The sequence below is a fragment of the Paenibacillus sp. Cedars genome (genome assembly GCF_003184205.1).
Taxonomy (GTDB): Bacteria; Bacillota; Bacilli; order Paenibacillales; family Paenibacillaceae; genus Paenibacillus_AQ; species Paenibacillus_AQ glucanolyticus.
Map to the genome: position 1 here is coordinate 376,533 of NZ_CP020866.1, position 14,225 is coordinate 390,757.

At 49.1% G+C, this 14,225-nt stretch carries 13 protein-coding genes; 12 read left to right on the forward strand and 1 reads right to left on the reverse strand.

Features of this window, described 5'->3' with window-relative positions; all coding sequences use genetic code 11:
* Positions 1-89: 89 nt before the first annotated feature.
* Genes B9D94_RS03230 through B9D94_RS03240 form a run of 3 tightly spaced genes read left to right on the forward strand, consistent with a single transcriptional unit; the run spans position 90 to position 2,452 of the window.
* Positions 90-779 carry an RNA polymerase sigma factor gene (locus B9D94_RS03230; RefSeq protein ID WP_036643512.1) on the forward strand — a complete coding sequence of 230 codons (690 nt, stop codon included), beginning with the start codon at positions 90-92 and terminating at the stop codon, positions 777-779.
* Positions 760-1,602, forward strand: coding sequence for a hypothetical protein (locus B9D94_RS03235; protein ID WP_006212746.1), 843 nt, complete (start codon positions 760-762; stop codon positions 1,600-1,602). The genes B9D94_RS03230 and B9D94_RS03235 overlap by 20 nt, the downstream gene beginning before the upstream one ends.
* The gene (locus B9D94_RS03240) at positions 1,595-2,452 is read left to right on the forward strand and encodes an ABC transporter ATP-binding protein (protein ID WP_148246452.1); all 858 of its coding nucleotides are present in this window, start codon (positions 1,595-1,597) and stop codon (positions 2,450-2,452) included. The genes B9D94_RS03235 and B9D94_RS03240 overlap by 8 nt, the downstream gene beginning before the upstream one ends.
* 116 nt (positions 2,453-2,568) lie before the next feature.
* Here the strand turns inward: B9D94_RS03240 and B9D94_RS31370 are convergent, their stop codons facing one another.
* Positions 2,569-2,643 carry a DUF3949 domain-containing protein gene (locus B9D94_RS31370; RefSeq protein WP_253806174.1) on the reverse strand — a complete coding sequence of 25 codons (75 nt, stop codon included), beginning with the start codon at positions 2,641-2,643 and terminating at the stop codon, positions 2,569-2,571.
* A 256-nt stretch (positions 2,644-2,899) separates the two neighbouring features.
* On the opposite strand from B9D94_RS31370, the gene B9D94_RS03250 reads away from it, so the two are divergent.
* The 9 genes from B9D94_RS03250 to B9D94_RS03290 all read left to right on the forward strand — a co-directional run bounded on the left by B9D94_RS03250 (position 2,900) and on the right by B9D94_RS03290 (position 14,222).
* Positions 2,900-3,727: an SDR family NAD(P)-dependent oxidoreductase gene (locus tag B9D94_RS03250; protein ID WP_063477791.1), complete on the forward strand. Its 828-nt coding sequence runs from the start codon at positions 2,900-2,902 to the stop codon at positions 3,725-3,727.
* Positions 3,728-3,869: 142 nt separating this feature from the next.
* The gene (locus B9D94_RS03255) at positions 3,870-5,162 is read left to right on the forward strand and encodes a homocysteine synthase (protein WP_063477790.1); all 1,293 of its coding nucleotides are present in this window, start codon (positions 3,870-3,872) and stop codon (positions 5,160-5,162) included.
* A 299-nt stretch (positions 5,163-5,461) separates the two neighbouring features.
* A complete protein-coding gene (locus tag B9D94_RS03260) occupies positions 5,462-6,172 on the forward strand; it encodes a response regulator transcription factor (RefSeq protein WP_006212742.1) in 711 nt (236 codons plus the stop codon).
* 336 nt (positions 6,173-6,508) lie between these two features.
* Entirely contained in the window at positions 6,509-6,775 is a 267-nt protein-coding gene (locus tag B9D94_RS03265) for a PqqD family protein (protein ID WP_006212740.1), read from the forward strand.
* Positions 6,772-7,239 (forward strand): lasso peptide biosynthesis B2 protein, encoded by a 468-nt coding sequence (locus tag B9D94_RS03270; RefSeq protein ID WP_006212739.1) that lies wholly within the window; start codon positions 6,772-6,774, stop codon positions 7,237-7,239. Before B9D94_RS03265 ends, B9D94_RS03270 begins: the two co-directional genes overlap by 4 nt.
* The gene (locus B9D94_RS03275) at positions 7,236-9,260 is read left to right on the forward strand and encodes an asparagine synthase-related protein (RefSeq protein WP_063477789.1); all 2,025 of its coding nucleotides are present in this window, start codon (positions 7,236-7,238) and stop codon (positions 9,258-9,260) included. Before B9D94_RS03270 ends, B9D94_RS03275 begins: the two co-directional genes overlap by 4 nt.
* Position 9,261: 1 nt before the next feature.
* Positions 9,262-11,256 carry an ABC transporter ATP-binding protein gene (locus tag B9D94_RS03280; RefSeq protein ID WP_148246453.1) on the forward strand — a complete coding sequence of 665 codons (1,995 nt, stop codon included), beginning with the start codon at positions 9,262-9,264 and terminating at the stop codon, positions 11,254-11,256.
* Positions 11,192-13,033 (forward strand): ABC transporter ATP-binding protein, encoded by a 1,842-nt coding sequence (locus B9D94_RS03285; protein WP_253806102.1) that lies wholly within the window; start codon positions 11,192-11,194, stop codon positions 13,031-13,033. Before B9D94_RS03280 ends, B9D94_RS03285 begins: the two co-directional genes overlap by 65 nt.
* Positions 12,975-14,222 carry a clostripain-related cysteine peptidase gene (locus tag B9D94_RS03290; RefSeq protein WP_148246455.1) on the forward strand — a complete coding sequence of 416 codons (1,248 nt, stop codon included), beginning with the start codon at positions 12,975-12,977 and terminating at the stop codon, positions 14,220-14,222. The genes B9D94_RS03285 and B9D94_RS03290 overlap by 59 nt, the downstream gene beginning before the upstream one ends.
* Positions 14,223-14,225: the final 3 nt, after the last annotated feature.

Here is a 14,225-nt window from a genome sequence, read left to right on the forward strand (position 1 = left end):
GACGACTATGCACATGCACACGGTCGGTTATAATTGAGAAATAGATAAAATGGGAAGATTAGAAATGCATATAGAAAGGGGGGGAAGGCATGATTTCTGATCAGCAGCTGACCGAACGCATGGCGGCCGGCGACCAGGAAGCATTCGAAATGTTGGTGACCAGGTACCATGGACCTCTGCTCAGTTATACAACCCAGCGGCTTGTTGACAGGCAGAAGGCTCAAGATATCGTTCAGGAAACCTTTATCCGGCTCATACGGCATCTGAACCAGCACGGGACACTGGAACATGTTCGCTCCTGGTTATACCGCGTCGCCCTGAATATGTGCAAGGATTACTGGAAGAGCGCATCGTACAGGTCTGAGGGGCTTGCAGGCGAGGAGATGCCTGATGCATACGATCCTGCACCCGGTGCCGAGGAGCTTGTGGAGAGGCAGGAGACATCACTGGAGATAGCCGCATCGCTGGAGAGCCTGCCCGATATACAACAGGAAGTCATATCCCTTCGATTCTTTCATGATCTGAAGCTGCAGGAAATCGCAGACCTGGTTGACCTCCCCTTAAGTACGGTAAAAACACATCTATATAACGGTTTAAGAAAGTTAAAGAAAACGTTGTCCATGGAGCATTCCGATTTGGTACCCGTGAATCCGCGCCAGCGGACACGGGAGAAAAGTCCTCAAGAACAGGTCAGGAGCCGCTCCAAATCGGAAGAGTCAGATTCGCAGTGCAAAGTAAAAGAAAGTGAGGTGTATCTCCATGGATCATCCATTCGATAACGAATTGAGAAGACTTGAAGACGAGCTGCGGGGTCCCCTTAGACGAGCTGCCCTTCCATCGCCGTCACCGGATGAGACGGCCCAACTCATTGCGTCCCTTCAGGGAGAGTTCAATCAGCTCAAGATTGAGCCCGAGTCCCCCAAGCTGGATTTTAATCCACAGGTGGACCCGCCCTCATTGAAACAGATCCTACGGAGCCAGATTCGTTTGAATCAAAGATCCATCCTGCTCACAGCCGGGGCGGTATTCTGCATGCTCGTCCTGCTGATTGACCCGGAATACCCGTTGGATCAGTTTGCCGGATTGCCTGGCGGCATTTTTCCATTAATCACGCCCCTGCTGTTGATCGTATCCATGCTGTTCAGCAGCCGAACCTGGGATAAAGGGATGAGAGCTGTAGAGACGCTAACCCCATACCCGCCGGCACTTGTTTTGTATACCCGGCTGCTGCTTGTGACCGGCATTGTCATCGGAATGGCGCTGCTGAGCACGCTTGCCCTCGGGCTTCGATCCATCCAGGCGGAGACCTCTCACTTTTTATTCGGACCCTTTATTCTGGAGTGGATGGGGATTCTATTGGTGACGGGCGGTGCTGCGATGTATATGCTCTTTCGCAAAGGGATGGTGGTATCGCTGATCTCTGCCGTATTGGTCTACGGCATGTGGATTGTCATCCAGGGCCAGATTATCGATCACGGGGTATCGATGGGCGGTAAAATGCTGACGGATATGACCCTGCTTGTTATCGGATTGATCCTGCTTGTCTCCTCCTACGGCCGCAGTCTGAAATTGAACGGAGCCTGGAGAACCGCTAATGATTAGGGTAGAAGGACTGGAACGACAGGCCGGAACGTATCGGCTTGAAATCGAGAAAGCGGAGATTCATTCCGGCTTGAACCTGATTGTCGGAGCGAACGGCGCGGGAAAAACAACGCTGATCGAGCTGTTGGCCACGCTGCAAGCTCCCGACGCAGGTGAAATTCTATATAGTGGGCGCAAGGCAGGAGACCATCTTCCGCTCATCCGGAGCCAAATTGGTTATGTTCCGGCTGATATCGAGCTATACGGGGATATGAAGGTCGGCAAGCTGCTGACCTATATGGCGGAATTGAAAGGCATCTATAACCCGGAAGCCATCGACCGGCTGATGCTGGACTTTAGGCTGGAGCCTGTTCGCAAGAGTAAGGTCAAGAATCTATCGCAAGGGTTACAGCGGCGGATTGCCGTCGTACAGGCGCTTATTGCTTCGCCGTCCTTTCTGTTCCTGGATGAACCCCTGAACGGCATGGATGCAGAGGAGCGCAAATTCCTTATCACCTATCTTACTAAATATGCGCGCGGCCGAATGGTCATCGTTGCTGCCCACGAGTTGAATGAATGGGAAGAGGCAGCAGATACGGTGATTTGGGTTCATCGCGGGCGCATTCGATATATTGGTTCCCCGAGCCAATGGAAGCTGAATGTTGCCTCCAGCGTCTGGGAGGGCGAGGTTGATCTTGAGGCCTTCGAACGGATCCCGCAGGAACTGTTAATCCATTTTCAAATGACGGAAACTAACATGAGAGTCAGGCTGATGGGGAAAAAGCAGCCGGGTGCTGAGTTTATGGAGAAGGCACCGACGCTGGAGGACACTTTTTTCCTACATATGAACGCTTTAGCCAGACGCGGCTGACTGCAGCTCGGATCTTGGAGAATCATCGCCCAAAAAGGGCGATGATTTTTTTGCGTTTCATCCATCAGCGACAATTCATTTGGACGCTTTATGGTCCCGGTGCCTTCAGTATAGTGTCATGAGGCAACCATGCAGGAAGGCCAAAGCCATCCTTGCGTACTGTAATGCAGCTGTTCTTCCTGAAAGGACATGTTGGTGTTATACGCTTCTTGATCGACCCCTTGACTTCGGGGGGCAACTCTTCAATGCGTGCAAATAGCACTACTGTACGGGAATCATGATCAACTATTCAGGGAATCGAATGGCTCTTCATTCGGATTTTATCTCGGAAAAGCAATCATCCCTCACAGAACAGGGTAAGGAAGGTTAGGCAGGATGAGCATCATTGTTTAATCCACGGCAAGCCACCGTGGCATGAGAGGATGAAATCTGAAGGGAGAAAACGTGATGGGAACCGTAGGTAATCAAGGCTTGGAGAAGGTGGCGTTAGTTACAGGAGCAGGTGCAGGAATCGGAAGAGGGATTGCCAAGGTACTGGCTGAGAAAGGTTACCGGCTGGCGATGACATACAATTCAAGCAAAGACGGCATCTTGGACGTAGCAGAGGATATCGGCCACATCTATGGCAAGGAGCCGCTCATTATTCAAAGCGACCTCACCGTCCGCAGTGAAGCGGAGAACACGATCCGCAAGACGGTTGAAGAGTTTGGCCGGATTGATCTGCTGGTGAACAATGCGGGGATCGGCATTTATGACGAGCTGACGGAGCTTGAGGAGGATGCGCTGGACATGACCGTTCATCTTGATTTCAGAGCGCCGATGCTGCTCAGCAAATATGCTGTCAGGGAAATGATGGCACAGGAGATCCCGGGGAATGTTATTTTCATTACCTCTTCCCGCGGGGAGAGGGCCTACCCCAAGGACAGCATCTACGGCGGCATGAAGGCAGCGCTCATACGTGCGGCGCAATCGCTGGCGCTGGAGTGGGCGCCGCACGGCATCCGCGTCAACTGCGTCGCTCCGGGCGCGACTGTCCATAAGCCGGGACAGTCGGCAGAGGATGAGCCGCTGGGTAACAAAATCCCTCTGGGACGGTTAGGTACGCCATCGGATATCGGTGAAGCAATCGCTTGGCTGTGTTCGGATGCGGCATCCTATATTACCGGGATTAATCTCCGTATCGACGGCGGTCTGATTCTGCCCGGCATGCCGGAAGATACGTCTCCCGAGGCAGGATACGGATGGGGCAAGGTCTATAAGAAAGAGAAGGAATGATGGAAGCCCACATAGGTGAATTTATTATATTCCGATGAAATTAGTTGGTTATCACTCTTTTCAAACGATGGAAAGTATGAGAGAATGGGAGCAATTATGAATTCATAATACTTTCCATATGAAGAAAAGGGAGGAAACACCTATGTCAGAAGAACGCCAATTTTCCATTGAAACCTTAGCGGTTCATGCCGGTCAGGAGCTTGATCCGACCACCTTATCACGTGCTGTGCCTCTGTATCAGACGACTTCCTACGGGTTTAAAGACAGTGAGCATGCGGCGAATCTGTTCGCACTTAAAGAATTCGGCAATATTTACACACGTATTATGAACCCGACCACGGACGTGTTTGAGAAGCGGATTGCGGCGCTTGAAGGCGGTGCCGGTGCACTGGCGACATCTTCCGGGCAGGCAGCGATTACGTTCTCTGTTCTGAACATAGCGGGTGCCGGTGATGAAATTGTTTCCTCCTCCAGTTTGTATGGCGGCACATATAATTTATTTTCCAATACGCTGGCGAAGCTGGGCATCAAGGTGCACTTTGTGGATTCCACGGATCCGGAGAATTTCCGTAAGGCCATCAATGGCAAGACCAAGGCATTGTTTGCAGAAACGATTGGCAATCCGCAAGGAAACGTGCTGGACGTGGAAGCCGTGGCTGCCATTGCGCATGAGAACGGTATTCCGCTGATTGTGGATAATACCTTCCCAAGCCCGTACTTGCTGCGTCCGATTGAATTTGGAGCGGATATCGTTGTTCATTCGGCCACCAAATTTATTGGCGGTCACGGTACTTCCATCGGCGGGGTTATTGTTGATAGCGGTAAATTCGATTGGACGGCAAACGACAAGTTCCCTGGGCTTACGGAGCCGGACCCAAGCTATCATGGCGTTGTGTATACGGAGGCCGTAGGCCCGATCGCTTATATTATTAAAGCGCGTGTCCAGCTGCTGCGGGATATCGGCGCATCCCTCTCCCCATTTAATTCCTGGCTGCTGCTGCAAGGTTTGGAAACACTGCATCTTCGCGTTGAGCGGCATAGCGAGAATGCGCTGAAGGTTGCCAAGTATTTGGAGAGTCACGAGGCGGTGGAATGGGTGAGCTATGCAGGGCTGCCGAGTCATCCGTCATACGAGCTGGCACAGAAGTACCTGCCAAAGGGCCAAGGCGCCATTCTGACCTTCGGTATCAAGGGTGGAGCTGAAGCAGGGCAGAAGGTGATCGAGAATGTGAAGCTGTTCTCCCACCTTGCCAACGTTGGCGACTCCAAGTCTCTTATTATTCATCCGGCTAGCACCACGCACCAACAGCTGACCGAAGACGAGCAGCTGACAGCGGGCGTGAATCCGGAACTGCTGCGTCTGTCCATCGGAACCGAATCCATTGACGATATTCTTTATGATCTGGAGCAAGCCATTGCGGCAAGCCAGAAGTAGAGGTTGTTAATACCACCTTATAATAGAATCAAAGGCACTTTCCTTTTTGAAGGAAGGTGCCTTTTTGTTGTTTTTATCTCTAGAATGACCTGCCGGATAGGGAGAAAAGTCAGGAGAGTCAATGCCGCTGGGGGAGACGGTCAGAGCGCCGATTGTCCGGAATGGATTGATGACATGTCATATTGATGTTATGATGAAATTAGAAATTACAAATATATACTTACATGGAAATTATTTTATATATTGAGAGTGGCTCTATCGAATTTCAAAACCATATAAATTAGAAGAGGTGAACCATCATGAAGATACGAACCCTGCTTATCGAAGATGATCCCGAGTGGATCGATGGCATAAAACTTACAATTGAACAATCGAGGGATATTGTACTGATCGGCGTTCTTTCCGGGAATGAGATCGAACTGCAGATGATCAAGTGCTTGGAAGTGGAAGTCATTGTTATAAACATGAATGCTGATAATGATATGGAAGTGCTCAAAGCAATCGATAGCATTATCGATATTAATGATAACATTAAAATAATTGTGCTGTCCTCGGTGGAGGAAGATCGCGTTATCTGGGATGCCTATCTGCACGGAGCTGTGAATTATGTTGTCAAATCGGCTGTTTGCAGTCGTGCAATAACGAAACTCATCAGAGAAGCGCATGCGAATACATTGGGCATTCACCATACATCGGCACAAGCGATCCGAAGGGAATTCCAACGACAGAGAAAAGAACTATGGAGCAAACTTCTTACCCCGCAAGAAAGAAAAATTCTGTGTTACGTCTATCAAGGAAAGACAACGTCTGAAATTCATCGTATTCTGAATATTGAAGAAAAAACGATTGATAACCATGTGACAAGCATCAACCGCAAGCTTCAGGTCAAAAATCGCAGGGAAGCTGCGCAAGTTGCCAACAAAAAAGGACTGCTGTTGTTTGACGAAATCCGATCCCAATTCTATTCCGCTTTCAATATATTAGGTCTTATCCCCCTGAATTTTATTTAGGGGGTTTTTAGCATAATGTCCATGCTCGACCTGGTCAATCCGGTTGGATTCCACGATTAAAACTCACGGATTAGAAATAATAGAATGGTTTGTTATTCTAATAATTGTAAACTTCACTTTATGAATAGATTAGGAAAGGAGGAAAGACTCATGAAACTTCAAGCTGGTCAAATCAAAGAATACGGCACTTTTATGAATCTGACGCTTGCCAAGAAGAACAAGCCAGGTGATGGAAAGAACGGCCTTGGCGTGAAAAAAGGATAAGGTTTGAAAACAATGAGAGAGTGAGTTCACTCTCTCATTGTCTAATTTAAAGCTTGTTGAGGTGAGTTCCTTATGATGATAAGTCAAAAAGAAGAGGTTTATACGACGGTACATGACCAAGAGGTTGTTCTTTTGGATATGAATCAAGGGAAATACTTCGGATTGGAGGGAGCGGCAATGGCGCTATGGAATGAGCTGTCGCAAGGTCCGGTCACGACTTCCGCCATTCTGGAAAAATGGAAGACGATTTATGATCAAGCGGAAGACGAGCTGAATTCTCTATTAACCCAATCCTTGGAGGAGCTGACGGCAAAACGTTTGGTTGTGGTAGACACATGATGAACTTCCGAAGAAAATCAGACGATAAATTATACGCCTTGGTCATTCACTCCCTGATCCGCAGTGCTCTCAAAGACGGCGATTTCTTGCAATCCTATCGACAGCTTGCTGTGCAGTTGTTTCCTTTTTTTGAGAATGCCATTCGCCGCAAGGAAGTGTCCGTCTCCTCGAAGAGGCTTGATGAGCTGGGGCGGTATTTGATTACCCTGGATGAAGAGGACCAAGTCGTAGCGACTTGCGTGTCCGTGGCTGCCACGGCGCAAGCGATATTGTTCTGTTCGGGTATTCAGGCTGAGCTGCACATCGGGGTGAAGAAAATAGATGAGAAATTGTTTGCCCATGCCTGGGTGAAGCTGCCTGACGGCAGCATGATAGACCCGCAAAACAAATATGGGGATCTGCAAATCATTCGAGTGCTGAAATTGAAAGATGAAGCAGAAAGGTGGGCCGCTTCCGTTATATGAAAATATGGATAGCGATGTGTTCTGGAAACGATGCGGCATGGAGTCAGTGGACGAGCAATTTAGCCGAATGGCTCAAAGACACGATGACCACCTATGCATCAGGCTGTGACGGACCGGTGAGGATGGCGGAGTTTCAGTATCGGTATGAGAGGCATGGAAGAAAGACTCATGAAGAGGGTTTGGGGGCTGCCTGTGTGCTCGATGGATGGCTGAAGCATGCACAGTGCGGTCAGATATGGGGAGACCATATGCCTATGGGCACAAGACATCAGCTGCTGCAGACCTTTAACCAGCATCCGGAAGGAATGATGCAATCCAGCTCGGGGGATTTTACATTATCCGTATGGGACCGGGAACGAGAGACGTTATGCATCGGCAGTGATGTTTATGGATCAAGGCCTATCTATTACTGGATTAGTCCTGAGCAGGAATTGTTTGTCTCAAGCGACCTCAGAGCACTGCTCCATGTTCACCATATCCCGTTTGATATAGACTACGAACGTTGCTTGCTGTACTTAAGCTCCCAATATGCTGTCGGCGAGAATAATTTCGAAGCGAATACGTTCTTTAAGGGAATCTGCAAGATACCCGCGGCAACGATTGCAAGATGGAACAACGGAAGATGGACTTTGAATACATATTGGGGAATGCACAACCTGCTCAACTTGGAAAATATTCAACAGGACGCAGCTCCCATGTTCCGGAATGCCATGATAGAGGCTGTGGGCGATCGTTTGCATCATTCAACATCGATTGTGGAGGTTAGCGGTGGATTGGACTCTGCAGCTGTGCTTGCCGCAGCCATTGCGGGTGGGCATAAGGAGCGGGTTTTAGGCGTGAATATTTCCTTTTCCGGTGAGGATATGGTACAGAGCAATGACATGGATCTTGTGCGGAGATTGTTTCAGGATTTACAGATGCCCTCCATCATCATTCTTGGAGATAACACGTTGAAGATGCCGAATGCCGAACTAGGACGGGATCCTCTGTGGTTTCTGGACGGGCCTGATCCGCGGGCTAACGTGTTAATTAATGAAATGTACACCGCCATTGCCAACGAATTCGGAACGGACGCCGGGTTGACGGGTGAAGGCGGGGATTTTTTATTTACCGGCGAAGAGTATGTGCTCGATTCGTTGATCAGGCAGCGGAAATGGAAGGAGATGCTCCATACGCTGTGGGCCTGGTCTGATCATAAGCTGGGAAAGGCAATTCAACTGGGGGCCGCTTACGGATTAGCCCCGTTTATTCCGGTTGTTAACGACAGGATGTATTACAAATTGGCTTGGTCAGACTCCGAATATGAAATGCCGGAGTATTTTACGCAAGCCCATATGGCCAGGGAACGCAGCGCTCAACGCGATGATTATATGCGATATAAACAGAGTAAGCCCTTCAAATATTGGGGGAAAAGGTACCACTATGACTACACCTGGCCCAGGGCCAGTTATTTGGACGCGGTTGGGGTATCCATGCAGAGCATGCATCCTTTTTTTGATCGCAGAATGATGGAACTCTCCTTCTCGGTGCCGACAGAGCAGCATTATGATGTGCTTAGAGGCGAAGTGGATAATTATTATGGAACCAAAATGCTGATAAGAAAGGCATTTACAGATATTTTGCCGACCTATTTGCATAATCGGGTCACCAAAACGTCCTATGCGCATATGGCAAGAAAGAGCTTGCTCAATGAACGCAGTAATCTGCTGCAGCTATTTGACCGCTCGGAGGAGGTCCTGCTTCATCAGCTTGAGGTGATTAACAAGCATAAATTTTGGGAGCACCTGCTTGGAACATTGATTCGGGTGTCGGACACGAATAATGATCTGGGAATGTCCTATCAATATTTACGTATGGTCATCTCCATGGAAATTTGGCTCAGGGAAATGAGCAAGGGCAAGGCAGCCGTCCTGGAAAGGGCAAAGCCGCGCAGTCCAAGATGGCTGGCCGATATTGAAATCGTTGGCGAGCTTCAACAGTTTAAAGAAATTAAGAATCATAGCTTCATGACAGGTGTCTGATATGAAAATGTGGCAAGAGCAAGCCAAGGGGCAACATGGGTGGCAGAGCAGGTGGCAAGAGGCCATCTCCCAGATGAGGACGATTCGACTGATAGGGAGCATGATATGGAGATCAGGACCGTTATTGGTCGTGCTTCTTTTTGCAGCCATGTTTGTGCAAGGACTAATCCCTGCACTTCAACTGCTTGCTTCCAAGCAAATCATTGATCATGTTACGGTTGGAAACGGGCGAATCAGCATGATCTGGGCATGGGCGTATGCCATTTCCATGGTATTCATGGTGTTATTGTTGTCTGTGCAGAAATGGATATCCAAAATCCTGGCCGAACGCTCCATGCTCGCCATCAATCTGCTTCTTCTGGACGCTTGGGAGAAGGTCCCGGGTATGAAACTGTACGATCAGAAGAAGTACCGCAACCGTCTGGAGGCGCTGCAGGATTCGGCCAACTGGCTGCCTGCCCAGATCATTGCATTAAGCGCAAGCTTCATGACGGGTCTTGTGTCCCTTATCAGCATTGTTGTGCTGGTTGGAAATTTGTCCTTGATGTTAGCGATCGTGCTTGTGCTCAGCACAATTCCCCACGCCCTCAAGCAGAATCGGTATGCCGAGATGGATTGGGAATATGATAAATCTTCCACTGAAGATCGCCGCCGTATGAATTACGCTCGCGAACAGCTGCTCGGGCGCCGCGCCGCCAAGGAGATTCGGCTGTTTGGGCTGGGTCCGTTTTTTTTGCAGCTTTATCGTAAGAAGTTTGAACGATTGTTCCTTCGTTTTGAGCATCTGCAAAAAAGGTTTGTCCGCGGCTCGGTCCTGACAGGATTGTTATCCGGGGGAGTGGCCGGACTCGGGTATTTTTGGATCGTGAATCAAATCAGCAGCGGCTCGGTTTCGATGGGGGATATCGCGCTTTACCTGCTAGCCATCTTCCAACTATCGAAGGAACTGCGGGAGACCAGCAACGATGGCGTAAATGCGCTTGAGCTTTGGCGTATGGGGCATGATTTCCGTCTGTTTATCGAGGCGGAACCCGATATCCATCAAGATCCGAATCCGGTGAAAGATGTGTATGGTAGTCCGATGACCATTGAGTTTAACAACGTCGTTTTTAAATATGAACAGGATGCGGAAGCAAATGAAGACGAGGACGAAGATGACACGGACGAAGATGAGCCTGACTTCGATGAAGACATGGACGATAACTCGTATGACGTCTATATGGAGGATGGGGCCGGAGAAGAGTCTGAAGACACTGAACAGGAACGTCCGGACAGGGAATACATATTGAATGGAATCAGCTTCACCATCGCTCCAGGTGAATGCGTGGCGTTAGTGGGGGCCAATGGCTCTGGGAAAACAACCATCGTTAAGCTATTGTGCAGATTCTATGAGTTAACGGGCGGTTTTATCCGGATGAATGGGCGTGATATCCGAACGCTGGATATCGGGGAATTGCGCAAACGCATTTCGGTTGTATTCCAGGATTACGGCAAATACGGGTTGACGGTTAGAGAGAATGTAACGATTGCGAATGTGGATCAGCAGGACTTGAAGAAGATGGATGAAGCTGTGACACTCGCACAAGCCCAATCATTCATTCAGGATTTGCCGAATGCCTATGATACGTTATTAGGACCTGAATGGGGAGGCGAGGATTTGTCGGGCGGTCAATGGCAGCGGCTTGCCATTGCCAGATCGATGTATCGCGATGCGGACTTCATCATCCTGGATGAACCCACAGCTTCCCTTGATGTAAGGGCCGAATACGAGCTATTTAACAGCTTCCGCAAGCTGGCGGAGGGCAAATCCGTGCTGCTCATCTCCCATCGCTTCAGTACGGTGAGGATGGCTTCTCGAATTCTTGTGTTGCAGGATGGGAGAATCATAGAAGAAGGAACTCATAATCAGTTAATGGAACTGGGTGGCGAGTATGCAAAAATGTACAAAATTCAGGCTGAAGCATTTGAACATGCCGGAGCTGAAAAAGACAGCTAGCTACGCTTGGTGGGGAATTAAGCTGATGTACCGCGCTAATCCGCGGCGGGCTATCTTTGTGCTGTCGGTCAGATTAATGGAGTCTACGCTGGGTCCGCTTCTTGTGTGGTTAAGCGCCATGGTCATCGATGGTTTGATACGGGATTACAGCGCCTTTTCCGAACGGGGTCTGTTCTTCTGGATGGTCGTGCTGTTTGTGATTCTTACCATTCTGGTTGAAGTGCTGGAGCCGATCGTGGAGATGAACAAGAAATTACTCACCGTTCAGATTCAGAAGCACATCGATGAACTCCTGATGGAAAAGGCAAATGAGTTCGAGGATATCGCTCCGTTTGATGATCAAAACTTCTATAACAAAATCAAAGTGATACGCCACAACGATTATGTTACGGAGTTATGGCTGGATATGACCTCCAATACATTTGGCGGTCTTGTTCAAATCATTGGTGGAACCATCCTGATATGGACGGTCTTTCCATTAGCCCCTGTCTTGTTTGTAATTATGGCACTTCCCAGAGTTTTTGCAGAGGCCAAGCTGAACAACGTTACGTTTGAGGGCAGGGCCGAGGTTCAGGAATTGAGGCGCCGATCCGAATATTACATGAGCATTCCTCTCAGTCACGAATTGGCAAACGAGGTGAAAATGTATGGTCTCACTTCATTCTTCAAGAAGAAATACAAGGATGCTTCCCATGAACTGATAAAGATGCTGTCCGGTGATCAAAGAAAATGGACGCTCCACAATATGGGCTGGGGAGTCGCCGAAGCTGCCGTCAGCGGTATGGTGCTTCTATTTATTGTAAGCCAGGCATCATCCGGAAGAATTGCTGTTGGAGCACTGTTATTATTCATCGGAGCACTGTACCAGCTCAGGGAAGGGATTAACGAGTTATTCGCTGTATTTGCTATCGGGGCGCGCGAGATGGTCAATCTCCGCAATATGGCGGAGTTCTTGTCATTCCAGAGTCCGAAAACATCCGGGAGCTTGCCGGTCCCGGCACGCATTCATCAGGGCTTTGTACTGGAACAGGTAAAGTTCTCGTATAAAGGTCAGCGGGAAATTCTAAACATCGATCATTTAACGTTACCCCACGGCAAGGTTACTGTGCTTGTCGGCGACAATGGGGCCGGGAAAAGCACACTGGTTAAATTGCTGCTTCGGATGCTGCACGCAGACAGCGGTTCGATCTATTACAATGGCATGCCCCTGGAAGCTTATGATATGGACGCATTCCGTTCCAACGCAACAGCCGTATTTCAAGACTTTGTCCGCTACGAAGCAACGATGAATACCAACATTGCAGTAGGAGATATGGAGCATTACAAGGATATGGACGCTGTGATGAGGTCAGCCGTGCTTGGGGGAGCTGACGGAATTGCTGCCAAGCTGCCGCAAGGCTACGAGACGGAGCTCGGACGCTTTTTTGGCGGTACTCCGCTGTCCGGCGGCCAATGGCAGCGCGTTGCGATGGCACGCGCTTATATGAGAGATCAATCCGCGCAAGTCTTAGTATTTGACGAGCCCACCTCGGCTCTGGACCCGTATATGGAGCACGAAGTCATGAGACGACTGAAGCAATTAGGGCAGAACAAGACGGTCGTTATTATTTCGCACCGTTTGAGCACGGCAAGATTAGCGGATCATATCATTCTTCTTCAAGAAGGAAACGTGCTGGAAACCGGAGATCATCTTACTCTGATGAAACGTGGAGGCGTATATGCAGAGTTATACGACATGCAAGCATCCAAGTATCAAGAAGCGGGGCATAATCAGTAACCCTTCGGCTATGCTCTCTGCCATGCATACAAGGTTGTTTCCCAAATTAAAGGCCCGTTACACCGTGCTGATCTATATGGTGGGCTCCGATCTGGAAACCAACTATGAGATGGCAAGCGGTGATATCAGGGAGATGATGGAGGTTGGCTCTTCCTGGGGTATACATATCGTGCTGGAAACCGGAGGAGCCAAGAAATGGGGACTGGATTTCATTCCCACGGATCGCAAGTGCCGTTGGCTGGTACAATGCGGTCATTTGCAGCTGCTGCAGGAAACGGGGAATGCGAACATGGATATGGCAGAAACCCTCGGCGATTTTATAACCTGGGGCATTCAGCAGTATCCGGCAGAGAACTATGTTCTGATTTTATGGGGACACGGACTTGGCCCCATTGACGGATTTGGCGGTGATGAGCTTCACGGGAATCATAAAATGAAACTTGTCACTCTGCAAAATGCTTTGCAGCGAGCCTATCAAGTTACGCAGACGACATTCCGAATCATAGGCTTTGATGCCTGCAATATGGCCGGGCTGGAAATTGTATATGCGCTCAGGCATTATGCGGAGTATTTGGTGGCTTCCGTTGATTATACGAATCATAACGGCTGGGATTACAAGACGATTATTGAATCGCTGCGCCAAATGCCTGCGTTGACCGCTCCCAAACTGGGGGAGATTATCGTGAACAGCTATCGGCTCCATTCCAGGGAACATGGCGAGCTGCAGGATTTGCAGCAAGGGGTCATCCGGTTGGATAAGGCAGAGCGGATTGTTCACGCCCTGGAGGCGTGGAGCCAAGTATTGTTGGAGCGTATTGCCAGTGAGGATTCGTTTGATCTCATGAGACATGACAGAACCCGTTGCGAAGATTATGCGGAGGAAACAGATATGGTGGATCTGGTCGATTTATCCGGTCATTTCGGCCGCAGCTTTGGTTGTATGCAAGAAACCCATACCATTCAGGAAGCGATAGAGGATGCCGTTATCTATCATATGAAGACACCCGAGCATCCGAAGGCCAAAGGGATTTCCATCTATTTTCCCAAGCAGGATCAGGAACGTTTCATTGAAAAGTCAATGATCTATCAGCATCATGACTTCTCCGTCTCCTACAAAAAATTAATTGACCTGTATTCCCTTATCATGATCAAAAAGGATTATAATGGAATCTATCATCATATGAAATGAGGT

Coding starts and splice junctions, on each gene's coding strand:
- B9D94_RS03240 (WP_148246452.1), top strand. CDS start 1,595: ATGATTAGGGTAGAAGGACTGGAACGACAGGCCGGAACGTATCGGCTT.
- B9D94_RS03255 (WP_063477790.1), top strand. CDS start 3,870: ATGTCAGAAGAACGCCAATTTTCCATTGAAACCTTAGCGGTTCATGCC.
- B9D94_RS03265 (WP_006212740.1), top strand. CDS start 6,509: ATGATGATAAGTCAAAAAGAAGAGGTTTATACGACGGTACATGACCAA.
- B9D94_RS03235 (WP_006212746.1), top strand. CDS start 760: ATGGATCATCCATTCGATAACGAATTGAGAAGACTTGAAGACGAGCTG.
- B9D94_RS03260 (WP_006212742.1), top strand. CDS start 5,462: ATGAAGATACGAACCCTGCTTATCGAAGATGATCCCGAGTGGATCGAT.
- B9D94_RS03230 (WP_036643512.1), top strand. CDS start 90: ATGATTTCTGATCAGCAGCTGACCGAACGCATGGCGGCCGGCGACCAG.
- B9D94_RS03270 (WP_006212739.1), top strand. CDS start 6,772: ATGATGAACTTCCGAAGAAAATCAGACGATAAATTATACGCCTTGGTC.
- B9D94_RS03290 (WP_148246455.1), top strand. CDS start 12,975: ATGCAGAGTTATACGACATGCAAGCATCCAAGTATCAAGAAGCGGGGC.
- B9D94_RS03280 (WP_148246453.1), top strand. CDS start 9,262: ATGAAAATGTGGCAAGAGCAAGCCAAGGGGCAACATGGGTGGCAGAGC.
- B9D94_RS03285 (WP_253806102.1), top strand. CDS start 11,192: ATGCAAAAATGTACAAAATTCAGGCTGAAGCATTTGAACATGCCGGAG.
- B9D94_RS03250 (WP_063477791.1), top strand. CDS start 2,900: ATGGGAACCGTAGGTAATCAAGGCTTGGAGAAGGTGGCGTTAGTTACA.
- B9D94_RS03275 (WP_063477789.1), top strand. CDS start 7,236: ATGAAAATATGGATAGCGATGTGTTCTGGAAACGATGCGGCATGGAGT.